Genomic DNA, 18,233 nt, shown 5'->3' on the forward strand with positions numbered 1-18,233 from the left:
GTACAAACCGTATCTGGGGTCGAGGACCTCCGATCACCCGCTGGATCACGGGCTGGAACTCCGAACCGCCACATGCGCCCCGCGACTACCCTTGCGCCTCGTGGACGACACGACGCTCGCGACCGTGGCCTTCGCCGCCGCGGGCGTCGCCCTGCTCGCGCTCGTGCTCGCCGTGCTCGTCCAGTCGCGGCTGCGTCGGGTCCGGGCCGACTTCGAGGCCCTGGGCGCCGACGGCGGCCGCACCGACATCGCCCGCGTGGCCGCCGACCAGAACCGCCGCCTCGACCGGCTCGCCGCCGACGTCACCCGGCTGCGGGCCGACGTCGCCGCCGCCGAGGACGACGTGCGCCAGAGCCTGCGCAACGTCGCCGTCGTGCGCTACGACGCGTTCGGCGACATGGGCGGCCGGCTGTCGTTCTCCGCCGCGATCGTCGACGACGAGGGCGACGGCATCGTCATCAGCTCGATCCACGCCCGGGGTGAGTCGCGCACCTACGCCAAGGGCATCGTCGGCGGCCGGTCGAGCATCACGCTGACGCCCGAGGAGCAGCAGGCCCTCGCCTCGGCCACCAAGGGCGAGCCGGGCACCGACCCGGGCGCCCGCACACCTGCCCGCACCACCGCCCGCACCACCGCCCGCACCAAGGACCCGTCGTGACCCCTCCCCGCACCCCCGACGAGCTGCACCGCTTCGGCTACCTCGGCCCGCGCGGCACCTTCACCCAGATGGCGCTCGACGCGTGGGACGCCGCCGAGGGCCGCGAGCACGTGCCGTTCGGCTCGGTCGACGCGGCGCTCGCCGCCCTGCGCGCCGGCGACATCGACGCCGCGATGGTCCCCATCGAGAACTCCGTCGAGGGCGGCGTCTCCGCGACGCTCGACGCCCTCGCCACCGGTGACCCGCTCGTCGTCGTCGGCGAGGTGCTCGTGCCGATCACCTTCGTGCTGTGCGCACGGCCGGGCACGACGCTCGCCGACGTCAGGGCCGTCGGCACCCACTCGCACGCGTGGGCGCAGGTGCGCTCGTGGATGGGCGCCAACCTGCCCGACGCCGTCTACGTGCCGACGCTGTCGACGGCGGCGAGCGCCACGGCGCTCGGGGCGCCCGGCGAGGTCATGTTCGACGCCGGCGTCTGCGCGCCGGTTGCCGCCGCCGACGGGGGTCTCGCGGTGCTGGCGTCGGACATCGGCGACAACAAGGCGGCCGTGACGCGCTTCGTGCTCGTGTCGCGCCCCGGCACGCTGCCCGCGCCGACCGGTGCGGACAAGACGACGGTCGTCCTCTTCCAGAAGGAGGACCACGCCGGTGGCCTGCTCGAGCTGCTCGAGCAGTTCGCGGTGCGCGGCGTCAACATGACGCGGCTCGAGTCGCGCCCGACCGGCGAGGCGATGGGGTCCTACTGCTTCTCCATCGACGTCGAGGGCCACGTGCTCGACGAGCGCGTCGGCGAGACCCTCATGGGCCTGCGCCGCGTCTGTGCCGAGGTGCGCTTCCTCGGCTCGTACCCGCGCGCCGACGGCGGCCTGCCGGGCACGCGGCCGGGCACGACGGACGAGGACTTCCGGGACGCGCGGGCCTGGCTCGCCGACCTGCGCGCCTGACGCGCCTGTCTCGCGCCGGCCCGGGGGCTCAGCCGATCGTCGCGCCGCTCTTGAGCAGGAAGAGGGTCTCCTCGCCGACGACGCCGTCGACGCCGATGCGGTTGGCGGCCTGGAGGGTCTCGACGGCCTTCTTCGTCTCGGCGCCGAACGTGCCGTCGACGGCGAGCTTCGCGCCGGCGGCGCGCAGGGCCCGCTGGAGCGTCGTGACGTCGGCGCCCTTGGACCCGGACTTGAGCGTGCCGTCGCCGAGCGAGCGACTGATGACGCCGACCCAGAAACCGGCGTCGACGCGGCCCGGGCGGCTCGGCCCGCCTTCGAAGGTGGCCTCGACCTTGGTGACCGCGGCACGCGTCGGCACGCCGTAGCTGCCGTCGACGGCCACGGGGCCGAAGTCGGCGTCGTTGAGGAAGCACTGGAGCGCGCTGACCGCCGGGCCGGTGGCGCCGGGGTCGAGCTGCGGGTAGGCGTCGAGCGTGCGGGTGCAGCTGCCGGCGACCGAGCCGGCCGACGTCGTGGCCGACAGTGTGGAGGAGGGCGTCGGGCGGGTCGGCGTCAGCGGCGCGGCCGTCTCGGTGGGGATCGGGCCCGGCGTGGCGGACGGGTCGTCCGCCGTCGGGGTGTCGCTCGGGTTGTCGCTCGGGGCGTCGACCGACGCGGTGAGCGGGGCCGACGGCGCCGCAGTCCCGTGGTCGGGGCCGCACGCGGCGAGCGTCGGCGCGAGCAGGACCGCCGCCAGAAGCGGCGTCCAGCGCCGGAGTCGGCGGCCGGTGCGCGTCGTGGTGGACGTCGTGGTGGACGTCGTGGACGGGAGCGTCTGGTGCTGCGGTGTCATGCGGGTACCCCTGGTCATCGAGACGGCCCGCCCTCGCCGGGCCGCGGTCCGAGTATGCGACGCGGCACGGCGGGCGGTCCGCAGACACGGCGGTTCGTGACGAAACGGACACCTACGCAGGCGCGGGAACGAGGCCCGAGCGCGAGGAGGGGGCGTCGGCGCTGCCGAGCCGACGCCCCACGGGAGCCTGGGCGACCCCAGCGCGCCCTGGCCCCACAGGTCACCGAGCCAGCCGCCCCTCCGCGGCCCCCGTACGGCTCGATGACCAGGTCCCCGAGTGGTTCCCCCGACAGCACAGAGACGGTCGCATCCGGCCTGATACGTGCTCCGCAGAAAAAAGTTGACGCGGCGCGGTGTATCAGTTCCGCCCCGCTCGCCACCATTCCGGTGAGAGCGTCGGGTGCACACGGGGCCGGCCACGACGCCGTCGTGCTCGGCTGCAGAGCGCACCCCTCGCGCACACCACGCTCGCTCCTCGCTCATTCCTCACAGGAGGCACTTCATGGCAGAGACCGGTCAGCCCGGTGGGGGAGGCCAGGGCGGCGCACCCCGTCCCGTCCGGCCCCCCGTCCGCGTCCTCGACCCGGCGACCGCGATGCGCCGGACCGACGGCCAGGCGCCCGACCCGGCGCTCTACCTGTCCGACCGGCTCCTCGTGCGCAACGAGCCCGGCGGCACGCGCGGTCTCGGCGACCTCGCGGAGGCGCTCGACCCGCTCGGCCTCGACTACGTCGAGACGCCGCGCACCGGCGGCGGCACCCGCGACCTCGACGCGTCGAGCGACTGGGGCACGAGCATCACGCTGCGCCCGCGTCGGTCCATCGACACCGTCGACGCGTGGAACGTGCTGCAGCAGCTGCGGGCCCTCGGCGACCCGATCTCCGAGCGGCTCAGCCTCGAGCACGTCCTGCGCCCGGCCGACGGCTACTGGGGCGGTATCGGCTACTGGGGCGGCATCGGCGGGTACTGGGGCGGGATCGGTGGCTACTGGGGTGGCATCGGCTACTGGGGTGGCATCGGGATGGACGCCCTCCAGGAGTACGCGGTGCCCGGCCGAGGCGGCCGGATGCCGGTGAGCCTCGCACTGCCCGACCCGGCCCTGCGCGCCCGTGAGATCGCGCGCCGCCCGGTCGTCGCCGTGCCCGACACCGCGGTCGCCAAGCACCCGTGGTTCAAGGACGACCGCACCATCGTGCGCCTGAGGTACGAGAACGGTCGCCTCGTGCCGGCCGGCCCGCCCGAGGACGTCGCTGCTGCGGCAGCCGCAGGTGCCGCAGCCGGGGGGCTCAGCGACACCCCCAAGCCGCAGGAGCCGGTGGGCCTGCTCCACGGCCACGCGACGTTCATCGCCGGGCTGGTCCGCCAGGGCTGTCCTGAGGCGACGATCCTGTCGATCCCGGTCATGGGCGAGGACGGCCAGGTCGACGAGGCCGACATCCTCGACGTCCTCGAGGCGCTCCTCGACCGGCACGTCCACGGGCAGACGAGCAACCACCCGGAGGACTGCATCGACGTCCTGTCGCTGTCGCTCGGCTACTACGCCGAGGACCGCACCTACACCTCCGGCCCCGTCGCCGACCTGCTCGACCGCTTCGCCGAGGCCGGGGTCGCCGTGGTGGCCGGCGCCGGCAACGACGGCACGAGCGCACCGTTCGTGCCGGCGGCGCTCGCCGCGGCGCTCCCGCAGCGGATCACCGCGAAGGCGCTCCCGCCGCTGTCGAGCGTCGGGGCGAGCAACCCCGACGGATCGACCGTCGCGCTCTTCTCCAACCCGCTGCCCGTCATCACGGCCGTGCGCCCGGGCGTCTCGGTCGTCAGCACCCTGCCGCTCACCAACGGCATGGGCCAGCCCTCGAGCAAGGTCGACGGCGACGGCCCGGTGCGCTGCACCGTCGACCCCGACGACTACACCGGAGGGTTCGGCGTCTGGAGCGGCACGTCGTTCGCGACGCCCGTCTTCGCCGCCGAGGTCGCGGCCGCGATCGCCGCGGAGAAGGACGTCGCCGACGTCTCGCGGACCGTCATGCGCAAGCGTGCCCTGCGCGCGCTGCGTCGCTGCATCTCGAAGGAAGGCGCGTCATGACCCCGACCCCCACCGCGCCCGACGGCCTCGGGACCCTCGCCGGCAAGGCCTTCGCGGCCTTCCTCGGCGGCGAGCGCGAGCGCCTGTCCGAGCTCGTCGACCTCGTGACGCCGGTGCTCTGGAACGCGGCCCGCTCGCAGGGTGCCAACGCGGCCACGTGCGAGGACGCCGTGCAGACCGCGTTCCTCCAGCTCGTCGACCGCGCCGAGTCGATCAACGAGCCGGCCGCGGTGCTCGGCTGGCTCGTCGTCGTCGTCAAGCGCGAGGTGTGGCGCCTCGCGCGCGGCTCCCGCCGCGAGATCGGCGTCGAGGAGGTGCCGGAGGGTCCGGCGCAGAGCCTCGACCCCGAGGCGCAGGCGGTGCTGAGCGAGCGCCAGGGCGTGCTGTGGAAGCACGTCTCGACCCTGTCCCCGCGGTGCCAGGAGCTGCTCCGGGTCATCGCGTTCGCCGACCGTCCCGACTACGCGGCCATCGCCGAGTCGCTCGGGATGCCCGTCGGCAGCATCGGCCCGACCCGCGGCCGGTGCCTCCAGAAGCTGAGGACGACCCTCGGCTCCGACCCCGGATGGGCGGTGTGACATGAGCTCGCACAAGGACGCCATTGACGACCTCGACGTGGCCGCGCTGCGCCAGCTGCGTGAGCTGTTCTCGCACGCCGACCCCGTACCGTCCGACCTCACCGAGCGGATCAAGTTCGAGCTGACCGTCCAGGCCCTGCACGCCGAGGTCGCCGAGCTCATGGACTCGGCGCTCCTCGCGACGCGCGGCACGAAGGTCGAGCCGACGCCCACCGAGTCGGTGACCTTCAACGCGGCGTCCGTCAGCCTCATGGTGACGGTCAACGCGAGCGACCTCGAGGGCCGGGTGCGCGTCGACGGCTACGTCACCGTGCCGGGCGCCACCGTCGAGGCCGTGTCCACCGACGGGAGCACGTTGGTCGATACCGATGCGAACGGACGTTTCGTTCTGGATGATCTACCACATGGCCCGATCCACTTCGTGATCCGGGTCGACCCCGACGACGAGAACGCGCGACCGGTCATCACGCCCACGATCCAGGTGTGACGCAGGTGATCCCGGCCGTGCAGGGAGGCGGCCGCGATCAGCGCACAGCGCACCCTGGACGAGGTCGAGGCCCTGCGCGAGGAGGCGGCGGCGGAGACGGGCGCCGGGCGGCCGGACCGGGCCGTCGGCCTGCTCCGTGATGCGCTGGAGCGGCTCGAGGCGTCGGGCGCCCGGACGGTCGCCGCACCCGCCCTGCGGGTGCGCGCCCGCACCCTGACCACGCTGGCCCTGACCGAGTTCCTCCTCGAGGGAGCGGACGCGGCGCATGCCCGGTTCGCCGAGGTCGAGCAGATCGTGGACTCCCTGGGCGACGACGACCTGCGCGCACGGCTGGCCTACCAGCGCGCCAACGTCGCCGGACGCGGGGGCGACCTCGCCGGGGCCCGCGCGGGTCTCGAGGGGGCGATGCGCCGGCTCGACGCGTTCTCGCCGCGCGAGCAGTGCTCCGTGCTGCTGAGCCGCGGCATGCTCGCGTTCGAGATGTCCGAGCCGGCCGTGGCGCTCGACGCCTTCTCGCGGGCGGCCGCGACGGCGCGTGAGGGCGGGTGGCGGCCCCAGGAGTTCATGGCCGCGCACAACGAGGGCTACGCCGCCTATCTGCTCGGCGACGTGCCGCGGGCGCTCGCGACGATGGCCGCGGCCGTCGAGGACGCCCCCGACGTGTCGCTGCTGCCCGCGCGCCTCGACCGGGCGCACGTGCTCCTCGAGGCCGGGCTCATCGACGAGGCGGTCGAGGTGATCGTCGCTGCGGCGGCCTCGCCCGACGCCGAGCAGGACCAGGTGGCCGCCGAGCTGCAGCTGCGCCTGTCGCGCGCGCACCGGCACGCGGGCAACCTCGCCCGGGCCGGGGCGGCCGCCGAGCTCGCGGTCGAGGGCTTCGACCGCGTCGGGGCCCTCGGTTGGGCGGCCAAGGCGCGCCTCGCCCTCGTCCACGTCGAGCTGGACCGGCTGCGACGCGGGTCGGCGACGGACGGCGTGCCCGACGCCGCTGCGGTGCTCGCCACGGCCGAGGAGGTCACGGCGACGGCGGCCCGCCTCGGCGACACCGAGCTCGGCGACTCCGCGCTCGTCGCGGCGGCGGACGCCCACCTGCTCGCGGGGCGCGTCGAGGCCGCCCGCACCTGCCTCGACGCCGTCAGCGGGCCGGGTGCCTCGCTGACGGGTGAGCTGGACCGCGCCGTCGTCGAGGCCGGCCTGCACGTGGCGGCGGGCGAGCCGGCCCGGGCCCGGCGCGTCCTCGGCCGGGCCGCGCGCGGCCTGGCCGCCGGTCAGGAGGGCAGCGCCAGCCTCGACCTGCGCAGCGCCCGGGCCCTGCACGGCGTGCGGCTCGCGCGGATCGACCTCGCGCTCGCGCTGCGGGGTGGCAGCTCGGCCGTGCTCGAGGCGCTCGACCGCTGGCGCAACGCCACCGACCGGCTGCCCTCGCTGGGCCGGCCCGACGACGAGGCCCTCGCCTCGCTCACCGAGCAGCTGCGTTCGACCCAGGCCCTGCTGCGCGGCGACGTGCCGGCGGCCGAGGCGGCCGACCTCACCGCACGGGTCCGGCGGCTCGAGCGCGACATCCGGGCCCGTGACTGGACCCTGAGCAGCGGCTCGCCGTCGGGCACCGCCGCGGAGGTGCGGGTGCGCCAGGGCCGCGAGGCGCTCGACCGGGCCGACCGCGACCTCCTCTGGTTCTTCCCCGACGGGGACCGCCTCATGGGCGTCGGGGTCGTCGGCGGCCGGGCCCGCGTCCGCGACCTCATGCCGCTCGCCGAGGCCGTCGAGCTGGCGCACCGCATCCGCGTCGACCTGCGCACGGCCGCGACGCGTGAGCTCGGGCCCTTCGCGCAGGCCGTGTGGGGGTCGCTGCGTGCCGCCGCCGACCGGCTCGACGCTGCGGCGGTCCGCCCGTGGGGGCTGCGCCGCTCCGGGCTCGTCGTCGTGACGTGCGAGGAGGTGTCGGCGCTGCCGTGGTCGCTGCTGCCGTCGCTCGCCGGGGTGCCGTTCACCGTCGCGTCGTCCCTGACGTCGTTCGCGCGTCGCGCTGACAGCGTTAACGGCGTGGGGGTGCCTGCGGCGCATGGGAATTCGGCCCGGGTGCACGTCAGTGTGGGGCCTTCGCTGCGACGCGCGTCGGGCGAGGCGTCCGCCGTGGCGCAGGCGTGGGCCGACCACGCCGAGGTCACGGTCGCGGAGCCCTCGGCCGCGCGGGGGCTCGTCGAGGCGATGGGCGCCGACGACGTCGTCCACGTCGCGGCGCACGGCACCCACCAGGTGCAGTCGCCGCTCTTCTCGTCGGTCCACCTGCACGACGGGCCGGTGTTCGCCCACGAGCTGCAGGTCGCCGGCGTCCGGGCGCGGCACGTCGTGCTGTCGGCGTGCGAGGTCGGGTCGGCGACGTTCCGGCCCGGCGAGGAGCAGCTCGGCCTCGCGGCGGCCGTGCTCAGCCTCGGCGCCCGTTCGGCGGTGGCCGCGGTGTCGCCGGTGCCGGACGAGGTCGCGGCCGACACGATGGTGCGCCACCACCGCGCCCTGGCCCGCGGCGTGCCGAGCGACGAGGCGCTCGCGTCGGCGCTGGCCGCCGGCGAGCCGATCGCCGCCGCCTTTTTGCACCTCGGCGGCCGCTTCACCCACGCCTGACCCGCCGCGTGCGTCCTCCCGACCTCAGCGCACGAGGCAGGGGCGCTTCGGGTCGAAGGTCCAGTCGTCGACGAGGTACTGCATGGCGACGGCGTCGTCGCGGGCGCCGAGGCCGTGCTCCAGATAGAGCTCGTGCGCGGTGGCGAGGGCGTCGCGGTCGAGCGTGACGCCGAGTCCCGGAGCGGTCGGCACCTCGATCGCGCCGTCGCGGATCGCGAGCGGAGCGGTGGTCAGGGCCTGGCCGTCCTGCCAGATCCAGTGCGTGTCGAGGGCCGTGATCTCGCCGGGCGCGGCGGCCCCGACGTGGGTGAACATCGCGAGCGAGATGTCGAAGTGGTTGTTGGAGTGCGACCCCCACGTCAGGCCGAAGTCGTTGCACAGCTGGGCGACCCGGACCGAGCCGGCCATCGTCCAGAAGTGCGGGTCGGCGAGCGGGATGTCGACGGCGTTCGTGCGGATGGCGTGGGCCATCTCGCGCCAGTCGGTCGCGATCATGTTGGTCGCCGTACGCAGCCCGGTGGCGCGCTTGAACTCGGCCATGACCTCGCGACCGGAGAAGCGCCCCTCGGCGCCGCACGGGTCCTCGGCGTAGGCGAGCACGTCGCCGAGCCCGCGGCAGAGCCGGACGGCGTCGGCGAGCAGCCAGCCGCCGTTGGGGTCGAGCGTGATCCGCGCGTCGGGGAAGCGTCGGGCCAGCGCCGTGACGGCGGCGACCTCCTCCTCGCCCGCGAGGACGCCGCCCTTGAGCTTGAAGTCGCTGAAGCCGTAGCGCTCCTGCGCGGCCTCGGCGAGGGCGACGACGCCGTCGGGCGTCAGGGCCTCACGGCGTCGCAGCTGCGACCAGCGGTCCGTGCCCTCGTCGTCGATGCGGTAGGGCAGGTCGGTGCGGCCGGGGTCGCCGACGTAGAAGAGGTAGCCGAGCATCGGCACGTGGCTGCGCTGCTGTCCGTCACCGAGCAGCTCGGCCACCGGTACGCCGAGGTGCTGGCCCAGCAGGTCGAGCAGTGCCGACTCGAGCCCGGTTACGGCGTGCACCGTCGTGCGGAGGTCGAACGTCTGGACGCCGCGGCCGCCGGCGTCGCGGTCGGCGAAGGTGTCCGCGACGAGGCGCAGGAGCTGCCGGAAACGGGCGATCTCCTTGCCCTGCAGCAGGTTCGCGGCCTCGCGGATCGTGCCGGCGATCTTCTCGCCGCCGGGCACCTCGCCGAGGCCGGTGTTGCCGTCGCTGTCCGTGACGATGACGACGTTGCGGGTGAAGAAGGGGCCGTGGGCGCCACTGAGGTTGAGCAGCATGCTGTCGTGGCCGGCGACGGGCACCACCTCGACGGTGGCGATCTTCGGTGACATCGGGGTGCTCCTGTCAGTGCTGCGCGAGGCGGAGGCGTCCGTCGACCCGCTGCGTCAGGCCCCACGGGTTGTCGTCGCGGGTGGCCTCGGGCAGGAGGCCGGCGGGCACGTCCTGGTAGGCGACGGGCCTCTGGAAGCGGTAGATCGCGAGCGAGCCGACCGAGGTGGTGCGGGGGTCGCTCGTCGCGGGGAACGGTCCGCCGTGCACCATCGCGTGCCCGACCTCGACACCCGTCGGCCACCCGTTGAAGAGGATGCGTCCGGCCTTGGTCTCGAGCAGCGGCAGCAGGGTGCGGGCGACCTCGTGGTCGGACTCCGCCGCCTGCACGGTCACGGTGAGCTGCCCCTCGACGCCGCGCAGCGCGTCCGTGAGCTCGCCGACCTCGGTCCAGCGCACGAGTACGCCGGCCGCGCCGAAGACCTCCTCGCTCACCGCGGCCTCGTCGCGCAGGGCACGGGTCGTCGTCGAGGCGAGCAGCGGGGCGGGCGCGTTCGCGGACTCGCCGGCGCGGCCCTCGGCCTCGACGGTCACGCCGGTGGCGCCGCGCAGTGCGTCGGTGCCCTTGTCGAAGGCCTGGGCGATGCCGGTGGTCAGCATCGTCTGCCCGGTGGCGTCGGCGATCGCGCGCGCCGCAGCGGCGACGAACGCGTCGCCGTCGGCGCCCTCCGGCACGAGGGTGAGGCCGGGGTTGGTGCAGAACTGGCCGGAGCCGAGCGTCAGCGAGCCGACGTATGCCGCCGCGAGTGCTTCCGCACGTCCCTCGGCGATGCTGCCGGGGAGGACGACGACGGGGTTGACCGAGCTCATCTCGGCGTAGACCGGGATCGGCTCGCGCCGGGCCGCGGCGGTCGCGACGAGGGCCAGACCGCCGGCGCGGGAGCCGGTGAAACCGACCGCCTTGATGCGCGGGTCGCGGACAAGGGCCTGCCCCACGGACGTGCCGCCGCCGAAGACGAGCGAGAACACCCCGGCCGGCAGGCCGGAGGCCGCGACCGCGCGCGCGACCGCGGACCCGACGAACTCGCTCGTGCCGGGGTGGGCGTTGTGCGCCTTGACGACGACCGGGCACCCGGCGGCGAGCGCCGAGGCGGTGTCACCACCGGCGACCGAGAAGGCGAGCGGAAAGTTGCTCGCCCCGAAGACGGCGACGGGGCCGAGCGGCACCTGGCGCTGCCGGATGTCGGCGCGGGGGAGCGGCGCCCGGTCCGGGAGGGCTGGGTCGATGCGTGCCTCGAGGTGGTCGCCGAGGCGTACGACCTCGGCGAACATCCGCAGCTGGCCCGTCGTGCGGCCGAGCTCGCCCGTGAGACGCGCCAACGGCAGCCCGGACTCGGCGACGGCGCGTGCCACGATGGCCTCGCCGTCGGCCTCGATCTCGTCGGCAACCCTCTGCAGGAACGCTGCTCGCTGCTCGGGCGAGGTCGCGCGGTAGGCGTCGAACGCGTCGGCCGCTGCCTGCGTCGCTTCCTCGAGCTGGGCTTCGTCGACGTAGGTGTAGACGGGCTCGAGCGAGTCTCCCGTGGCGGCCTGAACGCCGGCCGAGCCGGGGAGGCGGCCGGCAACGGGCGAGCCGGCGATGATCGAGTGTCCGGTCAGGGTGGTCATGCGGAGGAGCTCCGTTCAGCTGATCTTGTCGATGAGGATCTTGAGGTCCGACACGTCCTGCTCGGTGAGGTTCGTCAGCGGCGGGCGCACCGGTCCGGCGGGGCGACCGATGGCCTCGAGCCCACCCTTGATGATGGAGACGGCGTACCCGCGCTCGCGGTCGCGGATGTCGAGGTAGGGCAGCACGAAGTCGTTGAGCTTGCGGTAGACGGTCTCGAGGTCCTGCCGGCGCACGTCCTCGTAGAAGCCGACGGCGAACTCCGGCACGAAGTTGAAGATCGCCGATGAGTACGTCGTGACGCCGAGCTGGAGCAGCGGCAGGGCGAACGTCTCAGCCGTCGGCAGGCCGCCGACGTACAGCAGCCGCTCGCCGACACGGGCGTAGGTGCGGGTCATCGCCTCGACGTTGCCGACGCCGTCCTTGAGGCCGATGAGGTTCGGGTTGCGGTCGGCCGCCTCGGCGACGGCGACGTCGCCGAGGACCGCGTTGGCGCGGGAGTAGGCGATGACGCCGAGCGAGGTGGCGCGGCACACGGCCGAGACGTGCTCGACGAGGCCGCGCTGGCCGGCCTCGGTGAGGTAGGGCGGGAAGAGCAGGATGCCGTCCGCGCCGGCGGCCTCGGCAGCCCTGGCCTGGGCGATCGCGACGGCGGTGCCGCCCGTGGCGGGTGCGAGCACGGGGACGCGTCCGCCGATCTCGTCGACGGCGACGCGCACGACGGTGTCGATCTCCTCGGTGCGCAGCGAGAAGCCCTCGCCCGTGCCGCCGGCGGCGAAGAGCCCGGCCACGTCGTATCCGCTGAGCCACGAGAGGTGCTCGCGGTAGCGGGCCTCGTCGAAGGCGAGGTCCGGGGTGAAGTGGGTGACGGGGAAGGACAGCAGTCCGGTGCCCAGCTGGTGAGCGAGTTCGTCGGGAGCCAGAGGCACGAGGAGGTCCTTTTCGACAGTGCGGCTGCCCGTCCGGACGTCGGAGGGCCCGCCGCTGGGCCAGTGAGTCCCCTCAGGCTAGGAAGCCGCTGGATACCTGTCCAAGACGCATTCCGTATCCTGTGATGCCCCTGGGGCATCGACGAACGCAGCCCCGCTCAGCTTCCGTCGCCGAGCTGCATCCGGCCGATCTGGGCCAGGACGCGGCGCAGCATCGGGCTGCGGCGCCCGCGTGCCCAGATGGCGTGCAGCTCCACCGGCCGCCCCGGCTCCTCGCTACCGTCGGGGTCGCCGCCGCCGTCGACGAGGTCCTGGTAGACGACCCCCTGCACCCCGAGCGACCGGGCGGAGGCGGGGACCAGGGCGCACCCGCGTCCCGCGGCGACGAGCAGGACGGCGGTGAGGATCTGGTGCACCTGTTGCTCGACGCGGGGGTGGGCGTTGGTGAGGAACCGGACCGTCAGCTCGTGGAAGTAGCGGGACTGGACGGGGTTGTAGCTGATCACCGGCACCCCGTCGAAGTCCCCGGCCGTCAGCGGGCGCCGCACGCCGGCGAGCGGGTGCCCGGCGGGCACGGCCGCGCAGAGCGGCTCACGGAAGACGACGCGCGACTCGAGCTCGGAGGTGTCGAACGGCGGGCGAGCGAGCCCGAGGTCGAGCTCTCCGCGCCGGATGCCGTCGGCCTGGGCGGCCGTGACCCGCTCGTGGAGGATGACCTCGACACCCGGCAGGCTGCGGTCGAGCTCGGTCAGCAGCGGCCCGAGCACGCCGATCGCCGACACCGCCGTGAACCCGAGTCGCAGCGTGCCGGCGGCACCCCCGTCGATCCGCCGGGCCACGTCGCCGGCGCTCTCGACGAGCGCGAGCAGCCGGTAGGACTCGTCGAGGAAGGCGCGCCCGGCCTCGGTCAGCTCGACGCGTCGGTTGTCGCGCTCGAGCAACGTGCACCCGACGGTCCGTTCGAGCTTCTGGATCTGGCGGCTCAGCGGCGGCTGGGTCATGTTGAGCCGTTCGGCGGCGCGGCCGAAGTGCAGCTCCTCCGCCACGGCGACGAACGCCCGCACCTGGTCGAGGGTCATCATGTCCGGCGACGATACCGCCTGCGATGCGGCGAAGGTATCAACCGATGCAGCATCGGGTTTGGACAGGCATTGAACCGCGTTCGTAGTGTCGGGCGGCACGGGGACCGACCATCCGACCTCCCGACCCTGCACCGACGCCGGTGCCCCAGCTCGTAGGAGACCTTCAATGACGAATGTTGCAACGAGGACCCGCATCGCGTCCGTGGCGGGCGCCGCCGCGCTCGCCCTTGCCCTGTCCGCCTGCGGGGGCGTCAAGACGGGTGGCGGCGGCGGGGCCGCCTCGGGCGGCAGCGACTACCCCGCCAAGAGCATCGAGATGACCGTCGGCGCGTCGGCCGGTGGCAGCAGCGACCTCATCAGCCGTGCCATGTCCAAGGGCATGGGCCAGACGCTCGGGGTCGCGATGCCGGTCGTCAACAAGCCGGGTGCCAACGGGGCGCTCGTCGCCAAGGAGCTGCAGAACGCCGCCCCCGACGGCTACTCGATCGCCATCCAGAACGCGTCGCTGTTCGCCATCACGCCGCTCGCGGTGTCCGAGTCCGAGGCGGTCAAGGCCGACGACTTCGACATCGTCTACGGCGTCTCGCGCGACGACTACGTGCTCGCCACCAACCCGAAGACCGGGTGGAAGAGCATCGACGACATGAAGGCGTCCGGCAAGACGATCCGCTACGGCACCACCGGCGTCGGCACCGGGGCCCAGCTCAACTCGGCCCTCACCTTCGCCACGGCCGGCATCAAGGCGACCGCCGTGCCCTTCGACGGCGGCGCCCCCAACCTCACGGCCCTGCTCGGCAACCAGGTCGACGTGTCGACGATGCAGGTCGGCGAGGCCATCGAGAACATCCGCGCCGGCAAGCTCGTGCCGCTCGCCGTCTTCTCGGCCGAGCGCGTCAAGTACCTGCCCGAGGTGCCCACCGCCAAGGAGCAGGGCTACGACGTGCAGGTGAGCCAGTACCGGTTCATCACGACGCCGAAGGGCACGCCGCAGGCCGTCAAGGACAAGCTCGTCGAGGCCGCGAAGAAGACCTACGCCACCGACGAGTACAAGAAGTTCAACGAGCAGAACAACCTGACGCCGCTCGAGCTGCCCGGCTCCGAGATCGCCTCGATGCTCAAGGCCGACCTCGAGTCGAACACCGCCAAGCTCAAGCAGTTCGGCATCTCGCTGGCCTCGAACAGCTGAGCGTCGCTCCACCCGATCGCAGACCCGCCGACCCCACTCGAAGAGGAGCCAGGGATGAGCACGACGAGCGAACCGACGCGGCCCGACGCCGCCGAGGTCGACATCCTCGATGAGCTCAAGGCCGAGCTCGCCCAGGACCTCGAGGAGGAACGGCCACCGCACGCCGGGCCCCTCGCCCAGGTGGCCGCCGGCGTCGTGACGCTGGCGCTCGGGGTCGGAGGCACCGTCCTGTCGCTCGGCTACGGGCTCGGCAGCCTGACCCGGCCCGGGCCGGGCCTCTGGCCCTTCGCGGTGTCCGTGGCGGTCACGGCGCTGTCGCTGGCGCAGATCGCCTTCGGCCGCGACGCCACGGACACCGAGCAGTTCACCCGCTCCAGCGCCCTGACGGCCCTCGGCGTCCTGACGATGGTGGGCCTCGCGGCCCTGCTGCCCGTCGTCGGGTTCGAGGTGCCATCGCTCGTGCTCATGGTCATCTGGCTGCGCTTCCTCGGCGGCGAGTCCTGGCGCTCGACCGTCGTCGTCAGCGTCGTGACGGTCGCGGCGTTCTACGCCCTGTTCGTCCTCGCCCTCGCCATCCCGCTCCCGCGGCTCATCTGAAAGGGCAGGCGACATGGACTTCACCCCGATCATCGACGGCTTCGGCATCGTCCTGCAGCCGACCAACCTGCTCTACTGCCTCATCGGCGTCGTCATCGGCATGCTCATCGGCGTGCTGCCCGGGCTCGGCCCGGCCGCCACGATCGCGATCCTGCTACCGATCACGTACGGCATCGAGCCGGTCTCGGCGATCATCATGCTCGCCGGCATCTTCTACGGCGCCCAGTACGGCGGCACCATCACCTCGGTGCTGCTGCGCCTACCCGGAGAAGCGAGCTCGGTCGTCACCGTCTTCGACGGGTTCGCCATGGCCAAGCAGGGCCGGGCGGGAGCGGCCCTCGGCATCGCCGCCATCGGCTCGTTCATCGGCGGCACCGTCTCGATCATCGGCCTGTCGGTGCTGGCCCCGGTCATCGCCGGCTACGCGCTCGACTTCGGGCCGCCCGAGTACGCGGCCCTCGGCCTCCTCGGAGTCCTGCTCGTCTCGACGGTCGGCAACGGCGGCAAGCTCAAGGCCGTCATCGCCGCGGCCCTGGGCCTGCTCATCGCGACTGTCGGCCGCGACACCTTCACCGGCGCCGAGCGTTTCACCTTCGGCAGCCTCAACCTCGCCGACGGCATCGACTTCGTGCCGATCGCCATGGGCCTGTTCGGGCTCGGCGAGATCCTCTACAACCTCGAGGAGAACCACAAGAAGGTCCACGCCCCCGCGAAGGTCACCAAGGTGTGGCCCAGCCGCCAGGACCTCTCCGACTCCAAGGGCGCCATCGCCCGCGGCTCGGGCATCGGCTTCGGCCTGGGCGTGCTGCCCGGCGGCGGCGCCGTGCTGTCCTCGCTCGTGGCCTACGCCGTCGAGAAGCGCCGCGCCAAGCAGCCGGAGCGCTTCGGCCGCGGCGCCATCGAGGGCGTCGCGGCGCCCGAGACCGCCAACAACGCGGCCGCGACGTCGTCGTTCATCCCGCTGCTGACGCTCGGCATCCCGGCCAACGCGACGATGGCGCTGATGTTCGGGGCCCTGCTCATCCAGGGCGTCCAGCCCGGCCCGCAGCTCGTCGACACCCACCCCGACATCTTCTGGGGCGTCATCAACTCGATGTACATCGGCAACATCCTGCTGCTCGTCATGAGCATCCCGATGGTCGGCGTCTTCGTGCGCATCCTCAAGGTGCGGCCGGCGATCCTCGCCCCGATCACCGCGCTCATCACCGTCCTCGGCGTCTACACCGTCAACAACTCGGTGTTCGACATCTACCTCGTCATCGTCTTCGGCGTCGTCGGCTACCTCATGAAGAAGTTCGGCTTCGACCCCGGCCCGATGGTCCTCGCGTTCGTCCTCGGCACGCTCATCGAGTCCTCGGCCCGCCAGTCGCTGCTCATCTTCGGCGGCGACCCCACCGGCTTCCTCACCCGCCCCATCAGCGGCACGATCCTCGCCGCGGTCGTCGCCGTGGCGCTGTTTCCCTTGCTGCGCAGGGTGGTTCGGGCCCGACGCGGTGAGCCGACGCCGGCGCTCGACGGGATCCCCGACCACACGCCCGACCGCACCCCCATCCCTGACCCCGACCGAGAGACCACGGAGGCGAGATGACCATCGTCGTCGGCTACGTCGCGACCCCTGAGGGCCGCGCTGCCCTCGAGACCGGCATCGCCGAGGCCCGGCTGCGCGGCAGCGACCTCGTCGTCGTCAACTCGCCCCGGCGGGGCGCCCCCGTCGACGCCGCGATGATCGACGACGCCGACGCCGCGGCCCTCGTCGAGCAGGCGGCGGCAGCCGGTGTCCGCGCCGAGGTGCGCCAGCCGGCCCACGGGGACTCGCTCGCCGACGTGCTCGGCGACACCGCGAGCGAGGTCGACGCGTCGCTCGTCGTCATCGGGCTGCGGCGTCGCACTCCGGTGGGCAAGCTCGTCCTCGGCAGCACGGCCCAGCGCATCCTGCTCGACGCGTCGGTGCCGGTGCTGGCGGTGAAGGCGCCGTGACCCGCAACCGGATCAGCTGCGTCGAGATCGTGCCGGTCGCCTTCGCCGACCCGCCGCTGCTCAACGTCGTCGGCGTGCACCAGCCTTTCGCGCTGCGGGCGGTGGTGCGGCTGCGCACCGACACCGGTCTGCTCGGCCTCGGCGAGACGTACGCCGACGAGACCCACCTGGCCCGGCTCGAGGCCGCGGCGCACGGCATCCTCGGCACCGACGTCTGGGACCTCGCCGGCCTGCGGCGGGCCGTCGCCGCGTCGATCGGCTCGACGTCCGGCGCCGGCGCGAGCTTCGGCGGCATGCTCGAGGTCGACTCGGCCCTCGACACCGTGTACTCGCCGTTCGAGGTGGCCTGCCTCGACGCCCAGGGCCACGAGACAGGTCGGCCGGTCAGCGACCTGCTCGGCGGTGCCGTGCGCGAGAGCGTGCCGTTCAGCGCCTACCTCTTCTACAAGTGGGCCGGTCACCCCGGGCAGCCCGACGACGCGTGGGGCGAGGCGGTGACGCCCGAACAGGTCGTCACCCAGGCCCGACGCATGGTCGACGGCTGGGGCTTCGAGGCGATCAAGCTCAAGGGCGGCGTGCTCCCGCCCGCCCAGGAGGTCGCCGCCATGCAAGCGCTGCGCGACGCCTTCCCGCAGCACGCGCTGCGCATCGACCCCAACGGTGCGTGGACCGTCGAGACGTCGGCCAAGGTCGCGGCCGAGCTGACAGGGGTCATCGAGTACCTCGAGGACCCGACGCCCGGCATCGACGGCATGGCCGCCGTGGCGCGCACCACCGACCTGCCGCTCGCGACGAACATGTGCGTCATCGCCTTCGAGCACCTCGAGCCGGCCGTCCGGGCCCGCGCGGTCGGCGTCGTGCTGTCCGACCACCACCTCTGGGGCGGCCTGCACCGCTCGCGGCTGCTCGCCGGGATCTGCGACACGTTCGGGATGGGCCTGTCGATGCACTCGAACAGCCACCTCGGCATCAGCCTCGCGGCCATGACGCACCTCGCCGCCGCCACGCCGAACCTCACCTACGCGTGCGACACCCACTACCCGTGGAAGACCGAGGACGTCGTCGAGCCGGGCGTGCTCGAGTTCGTCGACGGCGCCGTTGCGGTGCCCACCGGCCCCGGCCTCGGCGTCACCCTCGACGAGGACGCGCTCGGCACGCTGCACGAGCAGTACCTCGCGTGCGGCGTCCGGCGTCGCGAGGACACCGTGTACATGCAGTCGGTGCAACCGGGCTTCCGCCCCAACACCGCTCGCTGGTGAGATGCGTGTGACGGTGTGCTCACTCGATCATGATCGAGTGAGCACACC

The 18,233-nt window shown here is 73.5% G+C and carries 16 protein-coding genes; 11 read left to right on the plus strand and 5 right to left on the minus strand.

The window, feature by feature from the left end; genetic code table 11:
- Positions 1 to 100 precede the first annotated feature (100 nt).
- Together RY076_RS17900 and pheA are read left to right on the plus strand one after the other, a co-directional pair.
- Entirely contained in the window at positions 101 to 658 is a 558-nt protein-coding gene (locus RY076_RS17900) for a DUF4446 family protein (protein WP_323100455.1), read from the plus strand.
- Positions 655 to 1,602, plus strand: a complete 948-nt coding sequence (pheA, locus tag RY076_RS17905) for a prephenate dehydratase (protein WP_323100457.1) — start codon at positions 655 to 657, stop codon at positions 1,600 to 1,602. The genes RY076_RS17900 and pheA overlap by 4 nt, the downstream gene beginning before the upstream one ends.
- Before the next feature lie 28 nt (positions 1,603 to 1,630).
- Here the strand turns inward: pheA and RY076_RS17910 are convergent, their stop codons facing one another.
- Positions 1,631 to 2,434 carry a peptidoglycan-binding domain-containing protein gene (locus RY076_RS17910; protein ID WP_323100459.1) on the minus strand — a complete coding sequence of 268 codons (804 nt, stop codon included), beginning with the start codon at positions 2,432 to 2,434 and terminating at the stop codon, positions 1,631 to 1,633.
- Positions 2,435 to 2,936: 502 nt separating this feature from the next.
- Between RY076_RS17910 and RY076_RS17915 the strand changes: the two genes are divergently transcribed.
- The 4 genes from RY076_RS17915 (at position 2,937) to RY076_RS17930 (ending at position 8,204) form a co-directional block, all read left to right on the plus strand.
- Complete coding sequence (locus RY076_RS17915) at positions 2,937 to 4,517, plus strand: S8/S53 family peptidase (protein ID WP_323100461.1); 1,581 nt, start codon at positions 2,937 to 2,939, stop codon at positions 4,515 to 4,517.
- Entirely contained in the window at positions 4,514 to 5,095 is a 582-nt protein-coding gene (locus RY076_RS17920; protein WP_323100463.1) for an RNA polymerase sigma factor, read from the plus strand. Before RY076_RS17915 ends, RY076_RS17920 begins: the two co-directional genes overlap by 4 nt.
- A 1-nt stretch (position 5,096) precedes the next feature.
- Entirely contained in the window at positions 5,097 to 5,582 is a 486-nt protein-coding gene (locus tag RY076_RS17925; protein WP_323100464.1) for a carboxypeptidase-like regulatory domain-containing protein, read from the plus strand.
- Between the two features lie 198 nt (positions 5,583 to 5,780).
- Positions 5,781 to 8,204: a CHAT domain-containing protein gene (locus tag RY076_RS17930; RefSeq protein WP_323100465.1), complete on the plus strand. Its 2,424-nt coding sequence runs from the start codon at positions 5,781 to 5,783 to the stop codon at positions 8,202 to 8,204.
- A 24-nt stretch (positions 8,205 to 8,228) separates the two neighbouring features.
- On the opposite strand, the gene RY076_RS17935 is transcribed toward RY076_RS17930, so the two are convergent.
- The 4 genes from RY076_RS17935 to RY076_RS17950 all read right to left on the minus strand — a co-directional run bounded on the left by RY076_RS17935 (position 8,229) and on the right by RY076_RS17950 (position 13,166).
- Positions 8,229 to 9,551 (minus strand): enolase C-terminal domain-like protein, encoded by a 1,323-nt coding sequence (locus RY076_RS17935; RefSeq protein ID WP_323100466.1) that lies wholly within the window; start codon positions 9,549 to 9,551, stop codon positions 8,229 to 8,231.
- A 13-nt stretch (positions 9,552 to 9,564) separates the two neighbouring features.
- Positions 9,565 to 11,157, minus strand: coding sequence for an aldehyde dehydrogenase (NADP(+)) (locus RY076_RS17940; protein WP_323100467.1), 1,593 nt, complete (start codon positions 11,155 to 11,157; stop codon positions 9,565 to 9,567).
- A 15-nt stretch (positions 11,158 to 11,172) separates the two neighbouring features.
- Positions 11,173 to 12,084, minus strand: coding sequence for a 5-dehydro-4-deoxyglucarate dehydratase (kdgD, locus tag RY076_RS17945; RefSeq protein ID WP_323100469.1), 912 nt, complete (start codon positions 12,082 to 12,084; stop codon positions 11,173 to 11,175).
- Between the two features lie 158 nt (positions 12,085 to 12,242).
- Positions 12,243 to 13,166 carry a LysR family transcriptional regulator gene (locus RY076_RS17950; protein WP_323100471.1) on the minus strand — a complete coding sequence of 308 codons (924 nt, stop codon included), beginning with the start codon at positions 13,164 to 13,166 and terminating at the stop codon, positions 12,243 to 12,245.
- Between the two features lie 166 nt (positions 13,167 to 13,332).
- Here RY076_RS17950 and RY076_RS17955 point away from each other — a divergent pair, with 166 nt between their 5' ends.
- Genes RY076_RS17955 through RY076_RS17975 form a run of 5 tightly spaced genes read left to right on the plus strand, consistent with a single transcriptional unit; the run spans position 13,333 to position 18,185 of the window.
- Positions 13,333 to 14,352 carry a tripartite tricarboxylate transporter substrate binding protein gene (locus RY076_RS17955; protein ID WP_323100473.1) on the plus strand — a complete coding sequence of 340 codons (1,020 nt, stop codon included), beginning with the start codon at positions 13,333 to 13,335 and terminating at the stop codon, positions 14,350 to 14,352.
- A gap of 54 nt (positions 14,353 to 14,406) precedes the next feature.
- On the plus strand, positions 14,407 to 14,949 hold the full coding sequence (locus RY076_RS17960; RefSeq protein WP_323100475.1) for a tripartite tricarboxylate transporter TctB family protein: 543 nt from the start codon (positions 14,407 to 14,409) through the stop codon (positions 14,947 to 14,949).
- Between the two features lie 13 nt (positions 14,950 to 14,962).
- Positions 14,963 to 16,537: a tripartite tricarboxylate transporter permease gene (locus RY076_RS17965; RefSeq protein WP_323100477.1), complete on the plus strand. Its 1,575-nt coding sequence runs from the start codon at positions 14,963 to 14,965 to the stop codon at positions 16,535 to 16,537.
- Positions 16,534 to 16,926, plus strand: a complete 393-nt coding sequence (locus tag RY076_RS17970) for a universal stress protein (protein ID WP_323100479.1) — start codon at positions 16,534 to 16,536, stop codon at positions 16,924 to 16,926. Before RY076_RS17965 ends, RY076_RS17970 begins: the two co-directional genes overlap by 4 nt.
- The gene (locus RY076_RS17975; RefSeq protein WP_323100480.1) at positions 16,923 to 18,185 is read left to right on the plus strand and encodes a glucarate dehydratase family protein; all 1,263 of its coding nucleotides are present in this window, start codon (positions 16,923 to 16,925) and stop codon (positions 18,183 to 18,185) included. Before RY076_RS17970 ends, RY076_RS17975 begins: the two co-directional genes overlap by 4 nt.
- Positions 18,186 to 18,233 lie beyond the last annotated feature (48 nt).

The sequence above is a fragment of the Intrasporangium zincisolvens genome, from assembly GCF_034724055.1.
GTDB lineage: Bacteria > Actinomycetota > Actinomycetes > Actinomycetales > Dermatophilaceae > Monashia > Monashia zincisolvens.

Coding starts and splice junctions, on each gene's coding strand:
- RY076_RS17910 (WP_323100459.1), bottom strand. CDS start 2,434: ATGACACCGCAGCACCAGACGCTCCCGTCCACGACGTCCACCACGACG.
- RY076_RS17915 (WP_323100461.1), top strand. CDS start 2,937: ATGGCAGAGACCGGTCAGCCCGGTGGGGGAGGCCAGGGCGGCGCACCC.
- RY076_RS17920 (WP_323100463.1), top strand. CDS start 4,514: ATGACCCCGACCCCCACCGCGCCCGACGGCCTCGGGACCCTCGCCGGC.
- RY076_RS17925 (WP_323100464.1), top strand. CDS start 5,097: ATGAGCTCGCACAAGGACGCCATTGACGACCTCGACGTGGCCGCGCTG.
- RY076_RS17935 (WP_323100466.1), bottom strand. CDS start 9,551: ATGTCACCGAAGATCGCCACCGTCGAGGTGGTGCCCGTCGCCGGCCAC.
- RY076_RS17940 (WP_323100467.1), bottom strand. CDS start 11,157: ATGACCACCCTGACCGGACACTCGATCATCGCCGGCTCGCCCGTTGCC.
- RY076_RS17950 (WP_323100471.1), bottom strand. CDS start 13,166: ATGATGACCCTCGACCAGGTGCGGGCGTTCGTCGCCGTGGCGGAGGAG.
- RY076_RS17955 (WP_323100473.1), top strand. CDS start 13,333: ATGACGAATGTTGCAACGAGGACCCGCATCGCGTCCGTGGCGGGCGCC.
- RY076_RS17960 (WP_323100475.1), top strand. CDS start 14,407: ATGAGCACGACGAGCGAACCGACGCGGCCCGACGCCGCCGAGGTCGAC.
- RY076_RS17965 (WP_323100477.1), top strand. CDS start 14,963: ATGGACTTCACCCCGATCATCGACGGCTTCGGCATCGTCCTGCAGCCG.
- RY076_RS17970 (WP_323100479.1), top strand. CDS start 16,534: ATGACCATCGTCGTCGGCTACGTCGCGACCCCTGAGGGCCGCGCTGCC.